The sequence below is a fragment of the Methanoregula sp. genome (assembly GCF_041663825.1).
Classification (GTDB): domain Archaea; phylum Halobacteriota; class Methanomicrobia; order Methanomicrobiales; family Methanospirillaceae; genus Methanoregula.
In genome coordinates this window covers 1-23,297 of sequence record NZ_JBAYLY010000001.1, presented here as the reverse complement: position 1 = coordinate 23,297, position 23,297 = coordinate 1, and the positions used below count along the sequence as shown (strand labels likewise).

General features: G+C 54.8%; 26 protein-coding genes. 6 read left to right on the top strand and 20 right to left on the bottom strand.

The features are described from left to right. Positions 1-84: 84 nt before the first annotated feature. From trpA to trpE, 7 genes are read right to left on the bottom strand one after another with little or no spacing between them, the layout of a single operon-like run. Positions 85-882 carry a tryptophan synthase subunit alpha gene (gene trpA / locus WCX19_RS00130; RefSeq protein WP_373003130.1) on the bottom strand — a complete coding sequence of 266 codons (798 nt, stop codon included), beginning with the start codon at positions 880-882 and terminating at the stop codon, positions 85-87. Then, positions 879-2,051: a tryptophan synthase subunit beta gene (gene trpB, locus WCX19_RS00125; RefSeq protein ID WP_373003127.1), complete on the bottom strand. Its 1,173-nt coding sequence runs from the start codon at positions 2,049-2,051 to the stop codon at positions 879-881. Before trpB ends, trpA begins: the two co-directional genes overlap by 4 nt. Then, positions 2,048-2,626 carry a phosphoribosylanthranilate isomerase gene (locus tag WCX19_RS00120; protein ID WP_373003124.1) on the bottom strand — a complete coding sequence of 193 codons (579 nt, stop codon included), beginning with the start codon at positions 2,624-2,626 and terminating at the stop codon, positions 2,048-2,050. Before WCX19_RS00120 ends, trpB begins: the two co-directional genes overlap by 4 nt. Further along, a complete protein-coding gene (locus WCX19_RS00115; RefSeq protein WP_373003121.1) occupies positions 2,617-3,372 on the bottom strand; it encodes an indole-3-glycerol-phosphate synthase in 756 nt (251 codons plus the stop codon). The genes WCX19_RS00120 and WCX19_RS00115 overlap by 10 nt, the downstream gene beginning before the upstream one ends. Then, a complete protein-coding gene (trpD, locus tag WCX19_RS00110; RefSeq protein WP_373003118.1) occupies positions 3,369-4,388 on the bottom strand; it encodes an anthranilate phosphoribosyltransferase in 1,020 nt (339 codons plus the stop codon). The genes WCX19_RS00115 and trpD overlap by 4 nt, the downstream gene beginning before the upstream one ends. Further along, a complete protein-coding gene (locus WCX19_RS00105) occupies positions 4,385-4,978 on the bottom strand; it encodes an aminodeoxychorismate/anthranilate synthase component II (protein ID WP_373003115.1) in 594 nt (197 codons plus the stop codon). Before WCX19_RS00105 ends, trpD begins: the two co-directional genes overlap by 4 nt. After that, entirely contained in the window at positions 4,975-6,540 is a 1,566-nt protein-coding gene (gene trpE, locus WCX19_RS00100) for an anthranilate synthase component I (protein WP_373003112.1), read from the bottom strand. The genes WCX19_RS00105 and trpE overlap by 4 nt, the downstream gene beginning before the upstream one ends. A 460-nt stretch (positions 6,541-7,000) precedes the next feature. Here trpE and WCX19_RS00095 point away from each other — a divergent pair, with 460 nt between their 5' ends. Then, positions 7,001-7,291, top strand: a complete 291-nt coding sequence (locus WCX19_RS00095) for a hypothetical protein (protein ID WP_373003109.1) — start codon at positions 7,001-7,003, stop codon at positions 7,289-7,291. A gap of 28 nt (positions 7,292-7,319) precedes the next feature. Next, on the top strand, positions 7,320-7,919 hold the full coding sequence (locus WCX19_RS00090) for a hypothetical protein (RefSeq protein WP_373003106.1): 600 nt from the start codon (positions 7,320-7,322) through the stop codon (positions 7,917-7,919). A 351-nt stretch (positions 7,920-8,270) separates the two neighbouring features. Here WCX19_RS00090 and WCX19_RS00085 read toward each other — a convergent pair whose 3' ends face one another. Then, entirely contained in the window at positions 8,271-9,167 is an 897-nt protein-coding gene (locus WCX19_RS00085) for a hypothetical protein (RefSeq protein ID WP_373003103.1), read from the bottom strand. A 191-nt stretch (positions 9,168-9,358) separates the two neighbouring features. On the opposite strand from WCX19_RS00085, the gene WCX19_RS00080 reads away from it, so the two are divergent. Continuing rightward, a complete protein-coding gene (locus WCX19_RS00080) occupies positions 9,359-10,069 on the top strand; it encodes a DNA alkylation repair protein (protein ID WP_373003100.1) in 711 nt (236 codons plus the stop codon). A gap of 91 nt (positions 10,070-10,160) precedes the next feature. Further along, on the top strand, positions 10,161-11,486 hold the full coding sequence (locus WCX19_RS00075) for a serpin family protein (protein WP_373003098.1): 1,326 nt from the start codon (positions 10,161-10,163) through the stop codon (positions 11,484-11,486). A 39-nt stretch (positions 11,487-11,525) separates the two neighbouring features. On the opposite strand, the gene WCX19_RS00070 is transcribed toward WCX19_RS00075, so the two are convergent. The 12 genes from WCX19_RS00070 to WCX19_RS00015 form a co-directional block, all read right to left on the bottom strand. Then, positions 11,526-11,819: a hypothetical protein gene (locus WCX19_RS00070; protein ID WP_373003094.1), complete on the bottom strand. Its 294-nt coding sequence runs from the start codon at positions 11,817-11,819 to the stop codon at positions 11,526-11,528. Positions 11,820-12,071: 252 nt separating this feature from the next. Continuing rightward, complete coding sequence (locus WCX19_RS00065; protein ID WP_373003091.1) at positions 12,072-13,238, bottom strand: hypothetical protein; 1,167 nt, start codon at positions 13,236-13,238, stop codon at positions 12,072-12,074. Continuing rightward, a complete protein-coding gene (locus WCX19_RS00060; RefSeq protein WP_373003088.1) occupies positions 13,225-13,761 on the bottom strand; it encodes a DUF4365 domain-containing protein in 537 nt (178 codons plus the stop codon). The genes WCX19_RS00065 and WCX19_RS00060 overlap by 14 nt, the downstream gene beginning before the upstream one ends. Before the next feature lie 499 nt (positions 13,762-14,260). Next, positions 14,261-14,851 (bottom strand): pyridoxal 5'-phosphate synthase glutaminase subunit PdxT, encoded by a 591-nt coding sequence (gene pdxT, locus WCX19_RS00055; RefSeq protein WP_373003085.1) that lies wholly within the window; start codon positions 14,849-14,851, stop codon positions 14,261-14,263. Then, positions 14,841-15,737 (bottom strand): pyridoxal 5'-phosphate synthase lyase subunit PdxS, encoded by an 897-nt coding sequence (pdxS, locus tag WCX19_RS00050; protein WP_373003082.1) that lies wholly within the window; start codon positions 15,735-15,737, stop codon positions 14,841-14,843. Before pdxS ends, pdxT begins: the two co-directional genes overlap by 11 nt. Then, positions 15,734-16,690 (bottom strand): adenosylcobinamide-phosphate synthase CbiB, encoded by a 957-nt coding sequence (gene cbiB, locus WCX19_RS00045; RefSeq protein WP_373003078.1) that lies wholly within the window; start codon positions 16,688-16,690, stop codon positions 15,734-15,736. The genes pdxS and cbiB overlap by 4 nt, the downstream gene beginning before the upstream one ends. Then, the gene (locus WCX19_RS00040; RefSeq protein ID WP_373003075.1) at positions 16,672-17,247 is read right to left on the bottom strand and encodes a hypothetical protein; all 576 of its coding nucleotides are present in this window, start codon (positions 17,245-17,247) and stop codon (positions 16,672-16,674) included. The genes cbiB and WCX19_RS00040 overlap by 19 nt, the downstream gene beginning before the upstream one ends. 11 nt (positions 17,248-17,258) lie before the next feature. Next, on the bottom strand, positions 17,259-17,438 hold the full coding sequence (locus tag WCX19_RS00035) for a methytransferase partner Trm112 (protein WP_292424233.1): 180 nt from the start codon (positions 17,436-17,438) through the stop codon (positions 17,259-17,261). Continuing rightward, positions 17,435-18,448: an adenylosuccinate synthetase gene (locus WCX19_RS00030; RefSeq protein ID WP_373003072.1), complete on the bottom strand. Its 1,014-nt coding sequence runs from the start codon at positions 18,446-18,448 to the stop codon at positions 17,435-17,437. Before WCX19_RS00030 ends, WCX19_RS00035 begins: the two co-directional genes overlap by 4 nt. A 156-nt stretch (positions 18,449-18,604) precedes the next feature. Further along, positions 18,605-19,762 (bottom strand): aminotransferase class I/II-fold pyridoxal phosphate-dependent enzyme, encoded by a 1,158-nt coding sequence (locus tag WCX19_RS00025; RefSeq protein WP_373003069.1) that lies wholly within the window; start codon positions 19,760-19,762, stop codon positions 18,605-18,607. A 14-nt stretch (positions 19,763-19,776) separates the two neighbouring features. Further along, on the bottom strand, positions 19,777-20,268 hold the full coding sequence (locus tag WCX19_RS00020) for an Lrp/AsnC family transcriptional regulator (RefSeq protein ID WP_373003066.1): 492 nt from the start codon (positions 20,266-20,268) through the stop codon (positions 19,777-19,779). A gap of 22 nt (positions 20,269-20,290) precedes the next feature. Then, a complete protein-coding gene (locus WCX19_RS00015; RefSeq protein ID WP_373003063.1) occupies positions 20,291-21,568 on the bottom strand; it encodes an ORC1-type DNA replication protein in 1,278 nt (425 codons plus the stop codon). Between the two features lie 334 nt (positions 21,569-21,902). Between WCX19_RS00015 and WCX19_RS00010 the strand changes: the two genes are divergently transcribed. Beyond that, positions 21,903-22,133: a hypothetical protein gene (locus WCX19_RS00010; protein ID WP_373003061.1), complete on the top strand. Its 231-nt coding sequence runs from the start codon at positions 21,903-21,905 to the stop codon at positions 22,131-22,133. 75 nt (positions 22,134-22,208) lie between these two features. Beyond that, a complete protein-coding gene (locus WCX19_RS00005; protein WP_373003058.1) occupies positions 22,209-22,697 on the top strand; it encodes a molybdenum cofactor biosynthesis protein B in 489 nt (162 codons plus the stop codon). The last annotated feature ends 600 nt before the right edge of the window (positions 22,698-23,297 follow it).

Genomic DNA, 23,297 nt, shown 5'->3' with positions numbered 1-23,297 from the left:
TATTGACCGGATAGATTATTACCGGCCCGCATTAAAAAAAGATCGGACTGATGATGACGGAGACCATCTGTTCGACGGCCCGGCTCACGGCCCTGTTGCGTTTTTCATTTCAGCGACATATCCCCTGAGTTTCTTTTCCATCGCGGCAGGATTACCAAGATTCTTTTCCACAATATCCACAATTGCACTCCCGACAATCACGCCATCGGCCCCGGCCTTCCGGCAGATCGCTGCATGTTCGGGGGTCGAGATCCCAAACCCGAGAGCGAGCGGGAGACTCGTGTGGTTCCTTACGCGGGCAAGGAGTTCAAGTGCTTCGGGTGAAACGGTACGGCGTGCGCCCGTGACCCCGAGCACCGCGACGAGGTACAGGTACCCGCGTGCCCGGCTCACGATCGTGTCCATACGTTCACCGATCGTGGTCTGCGTGATCAGGAAGATCGGGTCGATCCCGTACTTCTGTGCGACCGCGACAACCTCATCGGATTCCTCGACCGGCATGTCGGCCACGAGAATCCCGTCCACGCCGGCCTCGTGTGCCTCGCGGTAGAATTTGTCGATCCCCCGCCGGTAGATCGTGTTGTAATACGTGAGGAACACGATCGGGACTTCTGAATATGCCCGGACCTCCCGGACGATGGCAAAGATTGTATCGGGCTTGGTGCCGGCCGCAAGCGCCCGGTCGTCCGCCCGCTGGATGGTGGGGCCGTCTGCCACCGGGTCCGATAACGGCACGCCGAATTCAAGGATGTCGGTCCCGCCATCGATGAGCGCCTTTGCGATGCGGACGGATGTCTCCTTGTCCGGATCCCCGGCCACGGCAAACCCGATGAAGGCGGTAGTACCTTTTTTCTCAAAAACGGATTCAATGCGTCCCATCATGCCGCCTCCGTGGCCGGTGCGATCCCGGCGACATCCTTGTCGCCCCGGCCTGACAGGTTGATGATCACCACATCACCCTTATCGAACCGGTCCCGGTTTTTCAGGACATACGCGACCGCATGCGAAGATTCGAGCGCCGGGATGATCCCTTCCTTCTTTGAGAGATACCGGAACGCGTCCAGCACGTCCGGGTCCTGCACGGCATGGTATGAAACCCGGTGCGAGTCCTTGAGCATTGCATGCTCGGGGCCCACGCCCGGGTAATCGAGGCCGGCTGCGACGCTGTGCGTGGGAAGCACTTGGCCGTCCCTGTCCTGCAACAGGTACGAGAGCGTGCCGTGCAGCACGCCGGGGTCCCCGGCGCAGAGCGTTGCGGAGTGCTCCGGCGTGTCAAGCCCTTTTCCCGCGGCCTCGATGCCGATCAGCTCCACGTCATCGGCAAGGAACGGGTGGAAGATCCCGATCGCGTTCGACCCACCACCAACGCAGGCGACAATCGCGTCCGGCATCTTTCCCTCTTTTTTCTGGATCTGTTCGCGTGCCTCGCGCCCGATCACAGACTGGAAATCCCGGACGATTGAGGGGAACGGGTGCGGGCCGACGACCGATCCGATCAGGTAGTGGGTGTCGTTTACGTTAGCCACCCAGTCGCGGAGCGCCTCGTTTGTCGCATCCTTGAGTGTCTTTGTCCCGCATGTCACCGGGTGGACGGTCGCGCCCATCAGTTCCATGCGGAAGACGTTGAGCGCCTGCCGTTTCGTATCGACTTCGCCCATGAAGACATCAACCTTAAACCCGAGAGCAGCCCCGGCAATCGCGGTTGCGACCCCGTGCTGGCCGGCGCCGGTCTCGGCGATCAGCCGCTTCTTTCCCATCCGTTTTGCAAGGAGCGCCTGGCCGAGCGTATTATTGAGCTTGTGCGAACCGCCGTGCACGAGATCTTCGCGCTTCAGGTAGACTTTGAAGCCAAGGTCCCGGGACATATTTTCGCAGAACGTGAGTGGCGTGGGCCTCCCCGCGTATTCCGACTGGTACGCGGCAAGTTCGCGCCCGAATGCCGGGTCGTGCGTTGCTTTTGTGTACGCGTCTTCGAGTTCGATGAGTGCGTTCATCAGGGTTTCCGGGACATACTGCCAGCCGTACTTCCCGAACCGTCCTTTTCCTGTCATAATGCCTCCCGTGCAGCGGCAATGAACGCTGCAATTTTTGTGTGATCTTTTATTCCCGGCTCTGTCTCGACGCCGCTTGCGACATCGACCGCGTAGGGCCGGCACTCCCGTATCGCATCTCCCACATTTTCGGGGTTGAGCCCGCCGGCCAGAATGACCGGCACCGCTGAGGTTTTTACCACTTCGCGGGCAAATGCCCGGTCGAACAGCCGGCCAGCGCCCATGCTTTCGTCCACGATCACCGCGCTGCACTCAGTGGGCACCTTGTCCCCGCGCCCGATCACCCGGAGCACCCGTACGCCCGGAGGTTTTTCGAAAACAAACGGGTGCGAGATCTGGATAGCGTCCGGTTTGAGCGCGAGAATTTTTTCGAGATCGGATTTTGATTCTGTGTGCGTGACAACGACCCGGGTCACAAACGGCCCGAGCGCACCAAAAATTTCCCGGGCCCGGGATTCTGAGACCGAGCGGCGAGAGGTCGGCGAGCACATGACGACCCCGATCGCGTCGGCCCCGGCCTTTTCCGCGAATACTGCATCCTCAACTCTCGTTATCCCACAGATCTTTACGCGCACACGAACTCCTCCAGTTTTTTATCGGGCCTCTTGTCGGCCATGATCGACGACCCGATCAAAAACGCATCGCAGTATGGCCGGAGTTCACGGATATCGTCAGCTGAACGCATACCGCTTTCCGATACAACCAGCCGGTTGTTCTCCCGTAATTTTTTCGAAAGGTTCCGGGTCGTGGACCGATCGATGGTCATGGTAGTGAGGTCCCGGTTATTGATCCCGACGAGCTGCGCACGTGTCGAAAGGGCGCACTCGATCTCCCGGGAGTTCCTCACTTCCACGAGCGGTTCAAGGCCGGCTCCATATACGGCATCGACAAATGCCGGCAGCCGGTCTCCAAGAACGCCCGCTATGAGGAGCACCGCGTCCGCCCCGAGCGATTTTGTCTCATCAATCTGGCGCATGTCGATGACAAAATCCTTCCGCAGCACCGGCACGCTGACCGCTTCCTTGACCCGGGCGATATCCGCGCCCGACCCGCCAAAGAAGTACGGCTCGGTAAGAACAGAGATCCCGACACACCCGCCATCCGCAAGAACGCCGGCCATCATTGCCATGTCTACGTTCCTGCGGATAACCCCGCCGGATGGCGAAGCACACTTGATCTCCGCAATCACCGGGTTCTTTTTTTCTGCCGAACGGATGGCCGCTTCAAGGCTTGCATGCCGGAACCCGACCGGCTCCGGGAATGTCGCGGGGAGTTTCTCCACCCGTTTTTTTGTCCGTTCAAGTATTTCGTCAAGGATCATGCCGCACCCCGTGTTGCAGTAATAAGTGCATCCAGTTTCCCGTTTGCTTTCCCGGAATCGATGGACACTGCCGCGAGCCGGATCCCTTCTGCAAGTGTCCCGGCCCGGCCGCCGACATAGATCGCAGCGCCGGCGTTCATGAGCACGACATCGCGTGCGGCGCCTTTTTTTCCGGCAAGAACGGCGCGGATGATGCGTGCGTTCTCCTCCGGGTCGCCGCCCAGAAGTTCGGCCCGAGCGGCACGGGCAAGGCCGAACTGCTCCGGTGAAATGATGTACTTCTTCATGTTCCCACGATCAAGTTCTGTGACGTTTGTCTCGCCCGTGACCGTGATCTCGTCAAGCCCGCTGCCGTACACAACCATCGCCCGGGAAACGCCGAGCAGGTGCAGCACTTCCGCGACGGTTCCGGTGAGGTTTTCTGCGTAGACCCCGAGCACCTGCGCATCAGCCCCGGCCGGGTTTGCGAGCGGGCCAAGGAGGTTAAAGACCGTCCTGCACCCGAGCTCCTGGCGAGCGGCCATCACATGCTTCATGGCCGGATGGTGGCTGGGCGCAAAGAGAAAGACCATCCCGGTATCCCGGAGAATTTTTGCCTGGGCTGCCGGGTCAATTCCGATCGTAACCCCAAGCGCAGAGAGCACATCGGCCGATCCGCACCGGCTGCTCACGCCCCGGTTGCCGTGCTTGACGACCGGGACACCGGCTCCTGCCGCGACAAAGGCGGCGGCGGTGCTGATGTTGAAGGTCTGTGAGCCGTCGCCCCCGGTCCCGCAGGTATCGACGAGCGTCCCGGCAACGTTCGGGCTGACACGGATCGCATGCTCCCGCATCACCCGGGCAAACGCGGCGATCTCTTCCGGGGTCTCGCCTTTCATCCGGAGCCCGGCAAGGAATCCGCCGATCTGCGCCTGCGTTGCCTGGCCGGTCATGATCGTATCCATGACGGCGGCCGCTTCTTCCGGTGCAAGGTCCCTCATCCCCATCACGGCGGCAATCGCCTCTTTCATGGTCATGCCCCCACCGTCCGCTGTCCGAACAGGAAATTTTTCATGAGCGCATCGCCATCGTGCGAGAGTATGCTCTCCGGGTGGAACTGCACGCCTTCGATCGGGTACTTCGTATGCCGCACACCCATCACAAAACCGTCATCGGTACTTTCTGCGGTGACGACCAGTTCCGGGGGGAGCGTGTCCCGTTGCGCCACGAGCGAATGGTAGCGGGTGGCGATAAACGGGGAGGGCAGGCCTTCGTATACGCCCTTCCCGTCGCTTGTGATCTCCGAAGTCTTGCCATGCATCAGGTGCCCGGACCGGACGACCCGGCCGCCAAACGCGGTGCAGATGGCCTGGTGTCCGAGGCAGACACCAAGGGTCGGGATCGTCCGGCTCATCGTGTCAAGGACTTCGAGGCAGACCCCGGAATCCTCCGGTGTCCCGGGTCCGGGCGAGAGGATGATCCGGTCGCACCGGATCTTTTTGAGTGCTTCAAGAGGCGTGTCGCAGGTTGCGACAACCGGCCGGGCCCCTAATTTTCCTACCTGCTGGTACAGGTTGAACGTGAAACTGTCGAAGCAGTCCACGATGAGAACGGTCGGGGAGTTCATGGCACAACCCCTGCCTGTTCGATTGCCCGCATCATCGCTGCGGCCTTGTTCTCGGTCTCGGTCCACTCGTTCTCGGGCACCGAATCCGCCACGATCCCGGCGCCGGCCTGGATGGAGGCCCGGCCGTTTTTCACCATCACGGTCCGGATCGCGATGGCGAATTCGAGGTTCCGGTCGAAACCGACATACCCGACTGCCCCCGCATAAAGCCCGCGTGCGTCCGGTTCGGTTTCGCGGATGATCTGCATCGCCCGGATCTTCGGGGCGCCCGAGACCGTCCCGGCCGGGAAGCAGGATTTGAGTGCATCATAACAGTCGAGATGGTCCATGAGCGTCCCCTGCACGGTCGAGACCATGTGCTGGACGTGGGAAAATGTCTCGATGCCCATGAACTCGGTGACCTCGACCGAGCCGAATTTGCAGACCCGGCCGACATCGTTTCTCGCGAGATCGACAAGCATCGTGTGCTCGGCCCGCTCCTTCTTGTCGAGCAGCATCTCCTGTGCGAACCTTTTATCCTCGCTCCTGTCCTGGCCCCGGGGCCGGGTGCCGGCAATCGGGACGGTCGTCACGCGTCGTCTCTCCACCCGCACGAGCATCTCGGGGCTTGCACCGATCACCTGCTCGTCCCCGAAATCGAGGAAGTACATGTACGGGCTCGGGTTGATCGTCCGGAGCGCCGCGTAGATGGGGAAGGGATCTGACGCGACCTCACATTCCATCCTCCGCGAGAGCACGGCCTGGAAAATATCCCCGGCCACGATGTGCTCTTTGATCTCTTCGATCGCATGCATGAACGCTTCGCGGCCGGTGTTGTCCGTGACCGCTGGAGTATTCCCGGATTTTGGGAAATTCTTAGAAATTTTATTTCCGGTTTGTCCCGGGGCGCCCGGTGTTTTCGGCGTTTCTTTGATCGATGCGATCTGTCCGGCCAGCTCCGCGATGTGTGCGGCACAGCGCCGGTATTCCGTGGCCGGGTCGGTGTCGTAGGTCAGAAAAGGGCTGGAGAAGATGAAAAGTTTTCGTTCCAGGTGATCGAAGACAATGCAGTCTTTCGTGAGCATGAACCGGGCATCAGGCGTTTCCTGATGAGTACTGTTCCGGTGATCCGGGACCTGCCCGAAAAGGGAATGCACGATATCGTAGGAGAAGTACCCGACCATCCCGCCAAAGAATCGCGGGGCTTTGAGGTTGATGTAATTGAACCGTGAGAGGATGGACCGGATCTTATCGACCGGGTTTTTCCCTTCCGGTTCCCGGGCGATGGCGACAAACGCGTCGCTGCCGGTCACGGTTACTTCACGGCCGATTGTTATCACGCACGCGGGATCGAGCCCCACGTACGAGTACCGTGCGATCTTCTCGCTGCCTTCCATGGATTCTAAGAGGAACCCGTTTCCCGCCCGGGTTGTTAAGAAAACATCGAGCGGGGAGCACCGGGGCAGCGGCAGCTCGGCGCAAAGCGGGATCACGAGCGGCTTTGGCTGGTCGCTTGTCGCGGTCAGGTATTCATCGGGTCCAAGATTCAGGTTCAGTGTGTTTTGAATTATATCCGTCTCCATCCCATCGGCATCACCAACTGCTGGGTTTTGTAACTACCCAGGCAGGAACGAGGTGTGAAAGTTCCTGCCCCGGGACGGCACAGGTACGAGCAGTCCTGCACGGATCAGGAACGATCCTGCTGACTGCCGGTATAAATGCTTAGACTTGGTTGTTATTGTACATATTTATACATTGTTGATATTTTATGTAAAATGATGCACACCAATTTCTGAACAATGTCCCGTAAAAATTTCTAAAAAAGATAACCGGCAGACCGGATCGCGCAGGGAACGGGCGGTCTTTTTAGTGACCAGTCACTCCACCCTGACACCCTTGTCCTTGAGCGCCTCTGCTTTCTTTTTCGAGCATGCTTCGCACCGGAACTCGGGCGCCGGATCGGTGCTCTTGTCGTAGTCCCCGGACCGGACGAGCCGGTAGCCCCGGGCGATTGTGCCGCAGTCTACGCAACGGATATTCTCTTTGACCTCCCATTGTGCCGCAAGCGACTGGGACGTGAAGATGAACGGGTCGACTCAAGAAGAAGATCAGGCCGCCGATCAGGTTTGCAACGATCGCGGCGACGATCTGGCCCATTGCAGCAAGAAGAATGCCGACACCTGCAAGGATGGGGGTACTGGCCTGCCACCGGAGCAGGTAGAGTGCGTACCGCTTGAAATTGATCCGCATATCCTATCCATCGTGCAGGAACGGCAAAGGAATTTTTGCCCGTGGGGATTTTGCACGAGGACTTTATACCCTGCCGCCAAATAGTAGAAAATACACTTGATGTGAGTATTTTATGTGGCCAAACAAGCAGCACTCGCTCGGGTGGGTCTTTGTCTCGCGGATGATCGGGATCATCTGTTTTCTGATCATCGTTGTACTGGCAAACATCCTGACCTATTACGTCAACAGCCCGCTCTACCACTCGGGTGTCGATTTCCTGAACCTGAACTTCTGGCTGCTGCTCCTCATCGGGATCATCATCTTTGTCGCGGATATCTTCGGGGCGTTTCCCTTTCCCTTGAACCTACCGGCCCCGGTCATCAAGGCGATCGGCAGCGTCTTTATCATCGCGTTCGTGCTCCGGGTCTTCGAATGGGTCGACTCGACCACCGGGAACAACATCTACCATTACTTCTGGCTGCTCTCGTTTGTAATCGTGCCAATTGTCTTTATCATCGTGCTTCTGGCCGGGTACTACGAGATCATCTGCGATCTCTGGGCCAAAGCGAAGCTCCGCGATCAGTCTGATGTGGAAGTCGCCGGGGAAACCGTTTCTGCAACCGGTTCGCCGGCGGTCACATCCCCCAAATCATGGGAGGATATCGGTGCCGAGTTACGGCTGATGCTGTACGATCTTCTCCACCGGTTCCGCGCAGAGATCCGGAAAAATTAACGAGGATGTAGAAAAACCCTTTTTTTGCTCAGGAAGGTTCGACAAGTGTTGGAGGTTGCAAGCGGGGTGCGCATCACGGCAGATGACATCACTTCCCCGTTCCCAGGATCCGATCAGCACAGGCTGGCCGCTTACTTGTGTGACAAAGGCAAGAAAAAACAAACGGTGTGAGGGGGAGACCTTCCCGGACGAGACACCTTCCAGTTGATGCCGGTAATTCCGGCACCCGAACCCTCATGATCAGCAGTAGCATCGTACTACCTCAATTTTAGAGAGGCTTTTCGGGAAACCCCTGCGAGCATTCCGGGGGAATCCCCAAAATAAAAAATATCCCGAAACCCGACCTTGGTTTCAGGATTGGAAATCCATCCAGTCCATATTTGATCCCATATTTGTCGAAATAGGATTTTCAACAGGTGGAGCCCGGGGCTCGGTAAGACACTCCTCCGGTTGAGGTACTTCAGTCCTGATGGCCACTTGTCTGCGCTGGTCCATTAACACCGCTATCATATCGCGGTCAAGAGAGGTATCATCCGGTGTAAGGATGCGCTTGAGTGTATAGAGTTCAGAGACATACTCGCCGGCGCTCACTTCGTGCGCGACACCCAGATCCACCGGCATAAGGCGGACGATCCCAAGAATTTCCTCCTTGGATTTCACGGATATATACCCTATAACCCGGTAGGATTCAAGCATGATCTCGAGACGATCCTGTCCGAATTTTTTAACCACCTTGTCCGTCCAGGTAAATAACCGGTACACTTTCTGGAGATTGGGTTTCTCGGGAGGTGCAGGAAACGGGAGCTGTTGCAGGGAGGGGGGGAACAGCGTGTCCCCTTTTGCAGGGGGAACCCGTTCGCCCGAAGATGTATTGCCATCAAGAACCGGCCCGGTAACCGGCACAGCTTTTTCCGCAGGAGATCCTTTATTCGGGCCGGTCTCCTCCGCTGTTTTTACTACGTCGATTTGGGATTCACGGGCCTCAAGGGCCGCCTCCCGTGCTTCAAGGGCAGCTTTCTTTGCCTCCACCACATCGGAATTCCTTGCTGCGGGAAATGCATTCCCAAATGCGTACTGGGCCGGGGGGGTTTGAAATTCGGTCATACGCTCCCGAAGGTCAAGCAGGAGACGTTTAATGGAGGTCTTAATAAGATTGACCTCCTGCTCCAGGTTCCTTAACTTGATTGCCGGATCATCATCCGATGCAACAGTAACATAGTTATCAACCTGGGTCTGATCTATTGCCATATGCGATCCAAATTTTGTTTTGTTTTTTTGTTAATAAATATTTCTCTTTTAATCTGGCGATTAATTGGGGGGATTATTGGATTGGGATAAGTATTCTCCGATTTTTTTGGTTTTTACGAGGAGGGCACCCAAGTGATTTATGTCAAAAATAATTCATATCACTTATCACCTTACCCACCCGATAGACTGTCATGGACCTGATCATCGTACGTATCCGGCAGGATCTCGAAGCGCAGGCCGATCCGCAGATCCAGAAAACTTCCCAACGGTTTTTCAAGGAAGAGATCTGCTGCTACGGCGTGAAAACAGCGACCGTCATGGCGATTGCAAAAAAATACTGGAAAGAGATTAAAGACCGTGACAGGCAGAATATTTTTGCACTCTGCGAGGAGCTTTACCGGTCCGGCTATATAGAGGAGACCTTTATCGTCTCGCACTGGGCGCATGCCCTCTCCGACCGGTTCGACAAAAAGGATCTCTCCGTTTTCCGGCGCTGGATCGATTCTTACATCACCAACTGGGCCTCGTGCGACGGGTTCTGCAACCATGCTCTGGGTGATTTTTTTGAACGGTACCCCGAATGTATCGGGAAACTTAAGGTCTGGGCGCAGTCAAAAAACCGCTGGATGCGGCGGGCGGCGGCAGTCTCCCTGATCGTCCCGGCTAAACACGGGAAGTTTCTCTCCGAAGCCATGGAAATTGCCGACCTCCTCCTGACCGATTCCGATGATCTGGTGCAGAAAGGGTACGGCTGGCTCCTCAAAGAGGCGAGCCGTAAGCATACAGATGAGGTCTTCGCGTATGTCATGCGCAACAAAAAGGTCATGCCCCGGACGGCGCTGCGGTACGCAATCGAGCTGATGCCAAAGGATCTCAAAGCAGAGGCGATGAGAAAAGACTGACGGTAAAGCAGCTCTGCAGGCACGGTGCATAACTGCGAAAATATCCGCAATTATCGCCAGATTTAATGTTCATGCCTTCCCACACTCTGCCATGAAACGCCGAACCCTGAGTATTCTTACCCTTGTTTCTTCCCTCGCCATCCTTCTCGTGCTCGTGGCGGGATGCACCACGACCCCTTCAGCGCAGGCAGGACAGGGATCCGGAAACATCTCACCAACAGTAACCGCCACTCCGGCCGGTTCCACCACCAACACGAGCTCCGCTGCCAGCGTCGCAGAAGCGAACAACCGGTTCTCTGCGAGCCTGTACCACCAGCTCGCAGCGGGAGATGCCACACATAACCTCTTCTTCTCGCCGTTCTCCATCTCATCAGCCCTTGCCATCACGTACGAGGGGGCACGCGGGACTACCGCAGACGAGATCCGGTCCGTGTTCTTCTTCCCGGCAAACCAGACCGTTATGCGGGAGGGGTATGCCGCGGAAAACGCTGCGATCAATGCGGGCGATGCAGGGTATACCCTGAGTACCGCAAATGCCCTCTGGGCAGAGAAGACCTACGTTTTTCTCCCTGCATACACCGCGACCGCGCAGCAGTACTACGGGGCCAATACGACAAACCTGGACTTTGTTAACCAGCCCGAGGCCTCCCGCAAGACGATCAACTCCTGGGTAGCCGACAAGACAAACAATAAAATCCTGGACCTGCTGCCCGAAGGATCCATCGATGCCCTCACAAGGCTCGTGATCACAAACGCCGTCTATTTCAAGGGCACCTGGGAGAAGCAGTTCGATGCAAACCAGACCGCCGACGCCCCGTTTACCACTCCTGACGGCTCACAGGTCACGGTAAAAATGATGCAGCAGACCGGTGAGGACGCCACCTACCCGTACGCGGCGACCGCGGACCTCCAGATGATCTCGCTGCCCTACACGGCAAAGGAGGGGAAGGGGCTCTCCATGGTGATCCTCCTCCCCAGAGGAAACAGTCTCTCCGCAGCGGTTCCGTACCTTGATCCGGCCAACCTTTCAGCGCTGGAGCAGTCCGCATTCTCCCGCCAGGTGAAGGTATACATCCCGAAGTTCAAGGTCGAGACGCAGTACTCCCTCCCGGGGACGCTTGCCGCCATGGGAATGCCCACGGCCTTCTCCGGCAATGCGGATTTCTCGGGGATGGACGGGACAAAGGACCTGTACATCAGCGATGTCGTCCACAAGGCCTACATCGAGACAAACGAGGAGGGCACAGAAGCGGCTGCGGCAACAGGTGTGGTCATGAAATCCCTGGCAGTAGCTCCCGGCTATGAAGAACCGGTACCCGTCTTCCGGGCGGATCACCCGTTCCTCTTCCTGATACAGGACAACGACACCGGCACCATCCTCTTTACCGGGCGGATTACCAACCCGAACGGCACATAACGTCCCCTGATCCGGCCACCCCGGCAGGGGAGGTCCCCCTTATTTTTCCAGGCCGGATACCAGATCTTTTTCCCTGATGGTCACGATCCGCGCCCCTTCATCCTCGTACAACAGGGCCCTGCCCCTGATACCGTTCAGCCTGCACGAGGTAATCAGGTTCCCGGTCATGACGTGGATCACCGGGCCTGTCTCCGGATCAGCCATCTCGCCGGGCCGGGGCTCCCGGGCGAGGACAAAATCCTCGTGGTTTTTCAAGGCTAAAAGAAGCATCTCCTGGATATCCTCTGCCGGGAAAACCCGTGAATTCTTCCGGCGCTGAACCCTTCCCGCCATGCAGGAACATACCCTGGCCGGGCATAAAATGGTTTCACCGGGAATGGTTTTGCACCTAAACCCTGCTCTGCACCTAAACAAAAGACTTACACCAAACATCTAGTTGGGTGAAATTCCGATTATCCTAATCAGGGCCGGAATCAGCAGGGAATTTGTGGATTAACACCAGATGAGATGACAGGAGTTCCAATTTATCTGATGGGGAAGCGGCGGGAAACAATGTTCGGGCTGGCGATTTGAAGGTAAAAATAGTTATTCGGTTATTTCAAAATTTTCTATTTCTATAATGTGATGATCTCGTTTGCCCCTTTTCAGAACACCTTTTATTTTGACTGTTTTTCTTGAACTATGTGCTTTTAATGCTTTTTTATAGTCATCTTCGTCAAGGGTTAATTTTGCTCGAACTATCTCCCCTCCGGGAACCAATGCAGTAACTCCTATTTGACCTTTGTTGAACTCATACTCTTTCTCGCTTATCATATGATCTTTCAATTGGACAACTTGGGCATAGTAGACTTGTAATCCACTCTCTGATTCTGGAGTAAATACTTCTGCAACTCTCTCAATTTCTTTAAAGCAGTCGTTATTGATTGAAACGATTTGACGAACATTCTCTTTTGGGGGTTCAATTAACCAGTCGGACTTAATATCTAGACTTAATTTTTCATATTTAGGTCGCATTTCTGTTAAGGCGACATACAATTTTGAGTTAATAATTATATCTTCTTTTAATGGATACATCAATTTTTCAGTTTTATCATTTGAAATAGCATCGACGATATGATTTAATGATTTCATTAACTGGGTCGTAACTTTTCGAGTGAAAGTATTTTCTGGTTTATCATCCCACTTAAGGAAGTTAATTGATTTATTATCTTTTTTAAATAGTGGACAGATCAATGGAACAGAGTAACTTCCAAATTCAGTCTGCCCAATTCTGCATTGTTCGATTAACGAGGCAACACCTTTTAGATGAGTGTATTTTTTACGCTCTGGTTTTTCTATAACAAACGCCGAAGCTAGTAATATATCTAAAGCTCCTGAGTACAACGCAGCTCCCGATTTTAATGGAGCGGTGCCATCTTTGGTCTCTTCCCCATGCAATCTAAATCTAATTATGTCCGATGGATGATCCATTTTTAAATTAGTTACAATCTCCAAAGCATTTCGTTTTTCAATTATAGCAATAGACCCAATTGTGTCATTTAATAATAATGAATAATCCGAAAACTCGCGTCGTAATGGAATCTTTATCTGGAGGTTTTTATCATCTTTATTTCGGTATATAGAAATTACGTCATTTCCAAAATCTTTGAAATAATTTTTCTTTGTACTTATGTAACCTTCAACATTATCCGGCTTTATTGAGCGTAGAATTTTATCCATGGAGGAATTTCGCATAATATCAATCGCACCCATTGGGGATTTCCTCCATCCTTGCAACTTTATAGATTAAATCCTTAATTTGATCCGGTGAAAATATATGGTCACGGGAAATTTTGATAATTCTACTCCCTTGACTTACCGGGCAATTTTTGACAGAATGCCAATATGCGCATTTTCTTGCAATTAATTCATTCTCTGAATGATCTACCCACTGATCGAAATCTTCTGGAAGCACAAAAAGAACAAATAATATCAAGGAATGGTTGGGTTCTCGTAATTCTTCATATGTCGCTTTATCAAGACTGTAGTGAATGTATCGGTGATTGTCGTCCGGTTGGTGTTGTGCTTGCCTTGTAGATTTAGCTTGTATCCTCAACTCTGGATGGGTGTCATGGATACCATCCTCATAATTAATAGAGGCAAATATCCTTCCATCGATTTTTTTTCCATCAACGTATGGGTGATTTGTGGATTCCCATGCGCAACCGGCATAGGATACAACTGCATGAATGTAAGCTAGACTTAATTGGTGTTGAATTTCGGTTAAATCGAGCATATTTCTCACGGATGTAATCACAAACAGGCAATGTGATTTATTAATAGCCGTGTATTTTCGAGGGCTATTATCTTTTTGTTTTGAATTTCTACTGATCATTATGCTCATCAACTTTTAATTTGACAAGACCGCGTTTCCCGAGATCTATGATATTGGGATTGGTAATGTTACTCTCAACCAGTAATCCAGACTTTGTTTTTTAGGGGGTTCAGACCATCTGCAATTTGTCTGACCTTGGATGGTGTAATCTCTCGGATTCTCGAATGTAGCTCTTTAGCTTCTCTGTAGTAAATGAACAGTCTCCATATGGCAGTTTGATTATTGCCATAAGTAACGCTTTGATTGATGGTTGATTATAACATTATCCCCCACTACACGCTTGCACCTAAAGTCCGGTGTCTACACCCAACGTCAGATCAAAAGATGACATTGGGTGCAAAGTCACCGGGAATACTCCATCCCGCAACCGGTTCACCAGACGTTAAGATTCTAAAAAAGATCAGATCCCAATATTTTTCAGGAACCGGTCGTGGAGCCGGAGACCCCCGCCAAGCTCAGGGTGGAAGGCGAGCGCCATGTACCTGCCTTTCTCAGCCGCAACAATGCCCTGATCCAGTGTCGCAAGCACCTGCACATCCGCCCCGGCCGCGGTCACAACAGGGGCCCGGATAAAGATCGCATGGAAGGGGCCACCGTCAAGCCCCGTGACCGGGATATCGGCCTCAAATGACTCCCTCTGCCGGCCAAATGCGTTCCGGTCCACGGTCATGTCCATGAGGCCGAGCGTGTGCACCCGGGGGTCGGCAACCGAGGTCGCCATCAGCACCATGCCGGCGCAGGTCGCAAAGATCCCGCCCTTAAAAGTGCGGATCGGCTCGTAGAGGCCGTTCTTGTCGATCAGCCGGGAGATGGTGGTGGACTCCCCGCCGGGGATCGCAAGCGCTGCGCAGCCCGATAGATCCGCCGGGCTCCTGACCTCGACAACGGCCGATGCCTTCCCGCAGCCCCGTCCTTTGAGCGCCGCAGAAAAGGCGTCGATGTGTTCGCTCACGTCCCCCTGGAGCGCAAGCACGCCGATCTTAACGTCCACGGGTCTGCAACACCTCATCGGCCCTGAGTGTGTGGACATCGAGGCCCGGCATCGCGTCGCCAAGGCCCGTGCTGACCTTCGCGATTACCTTTGCATCGTTGAAGTGGTTGACCGCTTCCACGATCGCCTTTGCCATCTTCTCCGGTTCCGAGGACTTGAAGATCCCTGACCCGACAAAGACACCGTCAGCCCCGAGCTGTATCATCAGCGCAGCATCCGAGGGGGTGGCAATACCGCCGGCCGAGAAGTTTACGACCGGGAGCCGGCCGCGGGTGGCGCACTCGATGACGAGCTCTGCCGGGGCCTCGATGCTCCGGGCATAGCTGATCCGTTCCTGCTCGTCCATGCCCTGCACCTTTCTGATATCGCCCATGATTGCATGCATGTGGCGCACGGCTTCGACGACGTTTCCGGTCCCTGCTTCACCCTTGGTACGGATCATCGCTGCACCTTCATTTACCCGGCGCAGCGCCTCGCCAAGGTTCCGCGCACCGCAGACAAACGGGACCTTGAACTGCTTCTTATCGATATGGAATTCCTCGTCCGCGGGGGTGAGCACTTCGCTCTCATCAATCATGTCGACGCCGAGTACTTCGAGCACCTGCGCCTCGACAAAGTGGCCTATCCTGACCTTTCCCATGACGGGAATCGAAACCGCATCGATGATCTCCTGGACCTTTTGGGGGTCTGCCATCCGGGCGACTCCGCCCTGCTTTCTGATATCGGATGGCACCCGCTCAAGCGACATGACTGCGACTGCACCGGCTGCCTCGGCAATCTTTGCCTGCTCGGCATTCACCACATCCATGATCACGCCCCCCTTCTGCATGGATGCAAAGCCGCGCTTGAGAAGCTCAGTGCCAAATCTCAGTTCTTCTAATTTCATATACCAGTACTATGGATCAACCATGCCAATAAAATAAGTGTAGCTGCAGTTATTGCCGCAAACGATAGTGTGACTGCCCTGACAGCACTGAGAATTGCCGGGCCGCCTGCTTCAAGCGACCGTTCCCCGTTTCCGATTGTATAGACTCCCGGTTTGTCAAAACAGATTCCGCAGCCCCCGGCCATCGCCGCCATCACGATACCGCCGTTGAAGCCCGGGCGTTTCTTCCCGTCCCGGCGCATCACCTGCCACGCGGAAGAGAACGTTCCCTGCGTGACAAAGTATGCAAGTAAGAAGAGAGTCGTGACCCGGGCCGGGATATAGTTGAGGAGATCATCCATCCGGGCGGAGCACCAGCCGAGCCGGGCCCGCTCGTCCCGGTACCCGAGCATCGCATCCATCGTGTTTGCTGCACGGAAAACCGCCGCCCCAACAAGCCCGAGGCTAAAGAGGGAGAGCAGCGCGAAGTAAAAGAGAGGGGAGACGATGCTGTCGGTGAGGTTCTCGGTCATGGACTCGTACGCGGCAGACCGGATGTGTTCGGCATCGAGCTGTGCCGTCTCCCGGGAGACCATCAGTTTCACCCGTTCGCGGCCTGCCTCCACGCCGTTTTCAAGAGCGGCAACCACCCCGAGCACGTGCTCTTCAAGCGATCGCCAGGCAAAACAGCACTTGAGCAGGAACGGTGCCCCGATAAGAAAGACCAGCCACGGGGCGTACGTCCCGAACAGGAAGAACGGGAGACCAAAGATGCAGACCGTCACCAGCCAGAAGAACATACCGGCCGCACGCTGGACGCGGGGGGAATAGCGCGAGGGCTGACCCCACCAGCCGATGAACCGGCCAAGCAGCGCGACCGGGTGGTATGCCGAGTGCGGATCGCCGATGAGCCGGTCGACGGCAAGCGCGAGGAAGAGAACTGCGCCGGCAAGGATCAGGTCTGTCGGTACCATACGAACAGTGCACCGACAATAAGGACAATGAATGCCGCGATGTTGAGGAACTCGATCTTGGTGTAGTACCAGGTGCTGTACAGGACAAGACCAATCGCCATCGCCACCATCAGGAGGTGCGGCCTGCCGTGGGCTTTGGGCTGGACGGGGGGTTCTTTCTCCAGAACCTCTTCTCCCCGGCTGGGTTTTACGATGACTTCGACCCGCAGGGCGGCCTTCATCGCGCCATAACCGGCGATGATGTCGATATCAAAAAAGCCCGGGGCGCAATCCTTCCGTAACGGTATACCGAGCATTACTTCATCGATCACGTACATGTTCTCGTGGAAAAAATCCGTGAACATGCCGGCATTGGAGGTCGATGCCGTGATATGGATGGGAGCACCCCGGTTCACGAACCTGACCTTAAGGGTGCTCCCGCACTCGACATGCGCATTCTCCTTTGGAACTTCGATGGAGTTGATGCTCGACCGGTTGAGATAGACCTCGGTCATTGCACCGTCTCCGGCCGGAATATCCGTAACCGCCAGAAGTTCAAATGGCAGCAGGGATTTCATGGTATCACCGGTTATTTGGGAGTCTGGGGAAGGAGATTGGGGATCCCCTCATGGATGGGATAATCCACATGACAGGCAGCGCAGTTCAGGTTGCCTTCAAGGATCTCTTTTTCATCTTCTGTATCTACCCGGAGCACGAGGTCGCCTTTGCAGACCGGGCAGCAGAGGATGTCCATGAGCGAACGTTTCATGCGTATTCTTTCCTGATATCGATAATCTGGGTGAGTTCCGGCCCGGTGGAGATGAGCGTGACGGGGCAGCCGATGTCATCTTCCGCGGTTTTTAAGAAGTCCTTTGCCTTTTTGGTGAGCTTGCTGTACTCGGTGAGCCCGAAACAGGCCTTGTCGATATGATCGATCCCGGTAATTGCTGCCTGCGTGCAGCCGTTGATCATGGCAGAGTACCCGGCCATCTGCCCGTCCCAGCCGCCAATCCGGCGCTTCCGGTGGGTGACCGTGCCGAACTCCTGGATGCCCATTGCATCCGACTTCTGGGAGGTCATTTCCGTGGAGAACGGACCTTCGCCCACCCGGGTCGGGTAGGCCTTGAAGACGACGATGACATCGTCAATTTTTGTGGGGCCGACACCGTTGTCCGCAGCGATCTGGGAGGCGGAGGTGTCCTTGCTCGTGACAAACGGGTAGGTCCCGTAATAGAGTGAGATCCCGAACCCCTGGGTCCCTTCGAGAAGAACGGTCTGGCCGTTCTTTATCGCGGTGTTGAGGGCGAGGGGGACATCCATCAGGTACTCGGCAAGCTCCGGGACGTCCTTTGCCTGCGGGGAGGTTCTCATCACCCGGTCGGAGTTGGCCGGCCCGCACCCGGAGCCGGTGCTGCCGATCTTCTTTGAAAGGAATGCGCTGCCCTTGTCACGGGCGATATGGTCCTCGGTGATAATACCGCAGCGCTTATCGACAAAGATCCGGCCCTGGACTCCCAGTGTCTCGACCTCGTGCTTGAGGACACGGGGGTCGACAAGAACCCCGCTGCCGATACAGAGTTTCGCTTTTTTATAGACAAAGCCGGATGGCACCATCCGGACACTGTATTCATGGTCGCCGACCTGAACCGTGTGACCGGCGTTCGGACCGACACCACCGCGGGAGATGATAACAGGTTCATCCGCATGAGCGATGTGGGCAACGATCTTGCCCTTCCCCTCATCTCCAAAAAATCCACCTACGATAATAGTACAGCTCATTGGAGTATCACATACTGTAGGGCGGGTAGGGCAATAAAGTCTGCCCTGAGTGATACTGCTGGATGAATCATGACTGCTATAAAAAGAGCGTTTGGGGAAGAACCGGATCGTTAAATTGGGGGGGACCGGCCAGCTTTTCCCGGCCTTCTCCCCGGGTTACAAACCGTTGACGAAGGTTTCCATCCGGCTTAACGCCTCGGTGAGGTCTTTTCTTGAGACCGCATAGGCGCAGCGGAGGTGATAGTCCCCGCCCTTCCCAAAGACGCTGCCCGGCACCACGGCAACCCGCTGTTCCTTAAGCAGCCGCTCGGCAAACTCCACATCGGAGAGCCCGGTCCCTTTCACCGAGGGGAACGCGTAGAATGCCCCTTCGGGCACGTGGCAGGAGAGACCGATCTTGTTGAGACCGGCAACGAACATGTTGCGCCGGAGCCGGTACTCGTTCACCATGCTGGCCTTCTCATCCTCGGCCGAGCGGAGTGCTTCGAGCGCCCCGACCTGCCCCATCACCGGGGCGCAGAGCATCACGTACTGGTGGATCTTGAGCGCCGCATCGCAGAGCTCCTTTGGCGCACAGAGGAATCCCACCCGCCAGCCGGTCATCGCATAGGCCTTCGAGAACCCGTTTAAGGTAATCGTCCGTTCCCGGAGATTCTTTACCGTGGCAGCGGCGACGTGGGAGGACTCATAGGTGAGTTCGGAATAGACCTCGTCGCTGATGAGCAGGAGATCCCGGTCGGTCACGATATCCGCGATGGGTTCGAGATCCTCCTTGTTCATAATCGCACCCGTCGGGTTGTTGGGGAAGTTGATGATCAGGGCCTTTGTCCTGCCCGTGATCTTTTCCTGGAGCTTGTCCGGGTTGAGCCGGAAATGATTCTTTTCAGTACATTCCACCGATACGGGAATACCCCCGGCAAGTGTGACGCACGGCGCATAGGAGACGTAACTGGGCTCGGCGATCAGTACTTCGTCGCCGGGGTTAACGATAGCGCGGATCGCGATGTCAAGCGCCTCGGACACGCCGGTGGTGATCACCATCTCCTCATCGGCCGAGTAGTTGAGCTGGTAGCGGCTCGCGAGGTGGGCCGAGAGCGCATCGCGGAGCGTCTGGAGCCCCCGGTTCGAGGTATAGGAGGTTACACCCTGTTCGATGGAATAGATCCCGGACTCGCAGATGTTCCACGGGGTCCTGAAATCGGGCTCACCGACACCAAGGGAGATCACGTCCTCCATCGTGAGAACCAGATCAAAAAATTTCCGGATTCCTGATGGTGGGATCTGCTGCGCACGTTCAGAGACAAATGTTCTCAAATCAGCTCACCTTTTTAAAACGAGTAGGGGAGGCGTTCGGTTTCCTGCTGCTCAAAGAGGGTGTTGCCATTCTCCTTGTAGGACTTCATGACAATGTGCGTTGCCGTCTCGCGGATCCGGTCCATCGGGGCGACATGCTCGGAGACAAACCGGGATACTTCCTGCATGTCCTTCCCGCTTACCATCAGCTGGAGATCATAGGTACCGGTGATAAGGCGGAGCGTCCGCACCTGTTTGAACCGGGAGAGCCGTTCGGCAATCCGGTCGTACCCGAAATCCCGCTCGGGGCTCACTTTGAGCTCAAGGATGGACAAGACCTCGCTGTGCCCTGCTTTTTCCCAGTTGATGACGGTTGTGTACTTGCGGATAATCTTGTTTTCCTCAAGAACGTGTATCCGTGCCTCTACCTCTACCGGGGTAAGGTTGGTCATCGACCCGATTTCCTGCGCAGACAGCCGGCTGTTCTCCTCAAGAATCCGGAGGAGTTCGAGATCCTTATCATCCATCTCACGTCACTCCACTGTTATTTTAAAACCATTTGGACTCTATCGGATTTATAGTGGGCTCTTTTAATCCGGTGAGCCGTGGATCCTTGAGCACAACCTCACGAATCTTGTCGGTATTGGCATCAAACCACATCTCTTTCGTGCGCCCGTACCGGCCCCGGCTCACGACCCGGGTATTGATCACACCCAGCATGTTGAGCTCCGAGATGAGATCGGTGATCCGGCGATGGGTGAGGATATCGAGCTGGATGGAGGGGGCAATAGCCTGATAGATGCGGGAGACCTCCCCGCTGGTAAAAACGGAACGGTTGTTGTGTTCCAGCGTCAGCATGGAAAAGAGGATCAGCTTGCTCTGGGTGGGGAGCGTCGCGATACACTCGATCATACTGTCGGTCTCGATCTTCGCCTGGGCCTGTTTTACGTGCTCTTCGGTCACCTGCTTTGACTCGTCCCGGTCGGCAAGTTCCCCGGAGATCCGGAGAAGGTCTAAGGCCCGGCGCGCATCCCCGTGCTCCTGTGCAGCGAGAGCCGAGCAGAGCGGAATGACCCCTTCGGCAATGGCACCGTCAATAAATGCACCGGCGGCGCGCTGGGCAAGGATATCAACGAGCTGCGGCGCGTTGTACGGGGGAAAAACAATCTCCTCTTCCGAAAGAGAGGAGAGGACCCGGGGGTCAAGGAAGTCCTTGAAGCTGAGATCGTTGGATATCCCGATAATGCTGACCTTGGAGTTCTTGAGATCGGAGTTGATCCGGGTCAGGTTGTACAGGGTATCGTCACCGCTCTTTTTGACCAGCTTGTCGATCTCGTCGAGCACAATGACGAGCACGCCACCGCCAGCTTCAAGCTGGTTCTTGAGCTCGGAGTACACCTGGTCCGTGGGCCACCCGGTCATTGGGATGTGGAGCCGGGTCTTGTCGCTCGATGCTTCTTCAAAACCATCGATACACTTGGCGATCTGGGCAAGGACCCGGTACTGTGTATCGATCACTTCGCAGTTGAGGTGGACAATCCGGCAGGTTGTCCCCATCGTGCTGCTGACTTTCTCGAGTTCCGAACCGACGTACCGTACGCTTGCAGTCTTTCCGGTTCCCGTTTTTCCGTAAATGAGAATATTTGACGGGGTTTCGTTCCTGAGAGAAGGGGCAAGAATCGAGGCGATCGTATCGATCTGGGGCTGACGGTGGGGGAGTATCTGCGGCCGGTACGAGTGCCGGAGCACTTCTCGGTCTCGGAATATCCGGTTATTGGATAAATATTTTATAAATAGTCCGGTTGAGGGGTCTTCTGTTTCAGGCATGATTACTCGTGGAGCTGAGTCTTAGCCGGATGAGATTAAAAAAGCACGTGGTTCGTTCCCTTTATAAACCCCTTCGTTTCCACTGGAAAGACCAGGCAAAGTGCTTTAAAAGGAGAATAACCCGAAATTATTGCGATTCATGTTTTTTTATTTTTATCTTTGATTTACTTATTCGAATAATCTTCGTAAAAGAGATCCGGATTTCTCCGCCGCAAATGGAAGATAACAGGGACCCCCCTTTGTTTCGTGTGGAAAGTTTGAAAGATACCTTACCGATTTGTTAATCTTTCAAAAGAAAATAGTCATCTTCAATCTGATTTTTGATCTATTTAAGATGATTGAAATGATTCCGGCAGTGGTACTGGTAAAGGAAGAGACAACATCCCGGATGCTACCTGTGTCATTTGACATCATCGGGGAAACAGACTACGAGAACCGCCCAAATAACAAGATAAGGTATCAAAGTGCCGGGTCTGCCATGTTATCATACCCAATTGGATGCAAAACAAGCCGGAGGAAGGATAAAATCTCCACTGGAAATGAAGGGGTAGCCTTATTTTTATAAAAAGAGTTCAAAAAAGCGAGATATCAACGGATCTTACACTTCTATTAATGAGTAATCTCCACTACATTTATCATTATGAAACAGGAACACGTCCAACCCGTCCCAATAACCGGTGCAGTGATCACCGTTTCCACAACCCGAACACAGGAAACAGACTCCAGCGGGAAGACCATCCAGGCGATCCTTGCCGAAGCAAAGATCCCGGTCCGGCATTATGCAGTGATTCCCGACCAGATCGAAGCCATCCGGCTCGAGCTGTACCAGGCTCTCAAAACCTGCAATTGTATCATCATTGATGGCGGTACCGGTCTGACGCACGATGACTGTACCATAGAGGCGGTCACGCCCCTCCTGGAAAAGAAGATCGATGGCTTCGGAGAACTCTTCCGGATGAAAAGCTTTGACGAGATCGGGACTTCCACGATGCTCTCCCGGGCCATCGCCGGAACAATCCGTGGCCGGGTGGTCTTCTGCATACCTGGTTCCACCCCGGCAGTAACTCTCGCCACGAAAACGCTCATCGTCCCGGAGATTGCCCACATCCTCTCCCACGCAAATAAATAACCCTCTTTTTTCGACTTCGTGCCCGAAACGGGGAGACCGGCTCTGGTGAAATCCCCTGTGTAAATTACCATGAAGGGTGTCTTTCTGCAATAGCGGCAATATACCCAAAAATTGTAAAGGGTTTCACCAGACCCGGGACATCGGGAACATCAGGAAACCGACGGGTGTCTCAAAAACCGTTCAGGCAAAGCGACGAGTACCTTTACATTTGTGATGGGTTGACCCAAGTACTCACTTGGAGGGTGTTCGGGGTGATGGCGAAGATTCCAAGCTGTTTTTAAGTGCTTCTTGGTCTGGTATCTGGTATCATCAGCAGAATTTTTTGCGGAGAACATCCCGGAGATTAATACCTCTCAAAACAGGCAGCAACCCCTCCCGGAAATGCGGGATCGCATGTGAACCCCGCCGTTCGAACGTACGCTGGAAGCGTGTTTTCCTGCCTCCAGTCTGGGTTATAAAATACGGACAGCCAAGGCACTAGTGTCATGTCAATAATGTAATGTCGTAAAATATTTGATGCATTAGTTTCATATTCCACATGAGGAAGTTGGATATGACGAAATACATCGTAACCCTTTCCGAAGACGAACGCAAAAAACT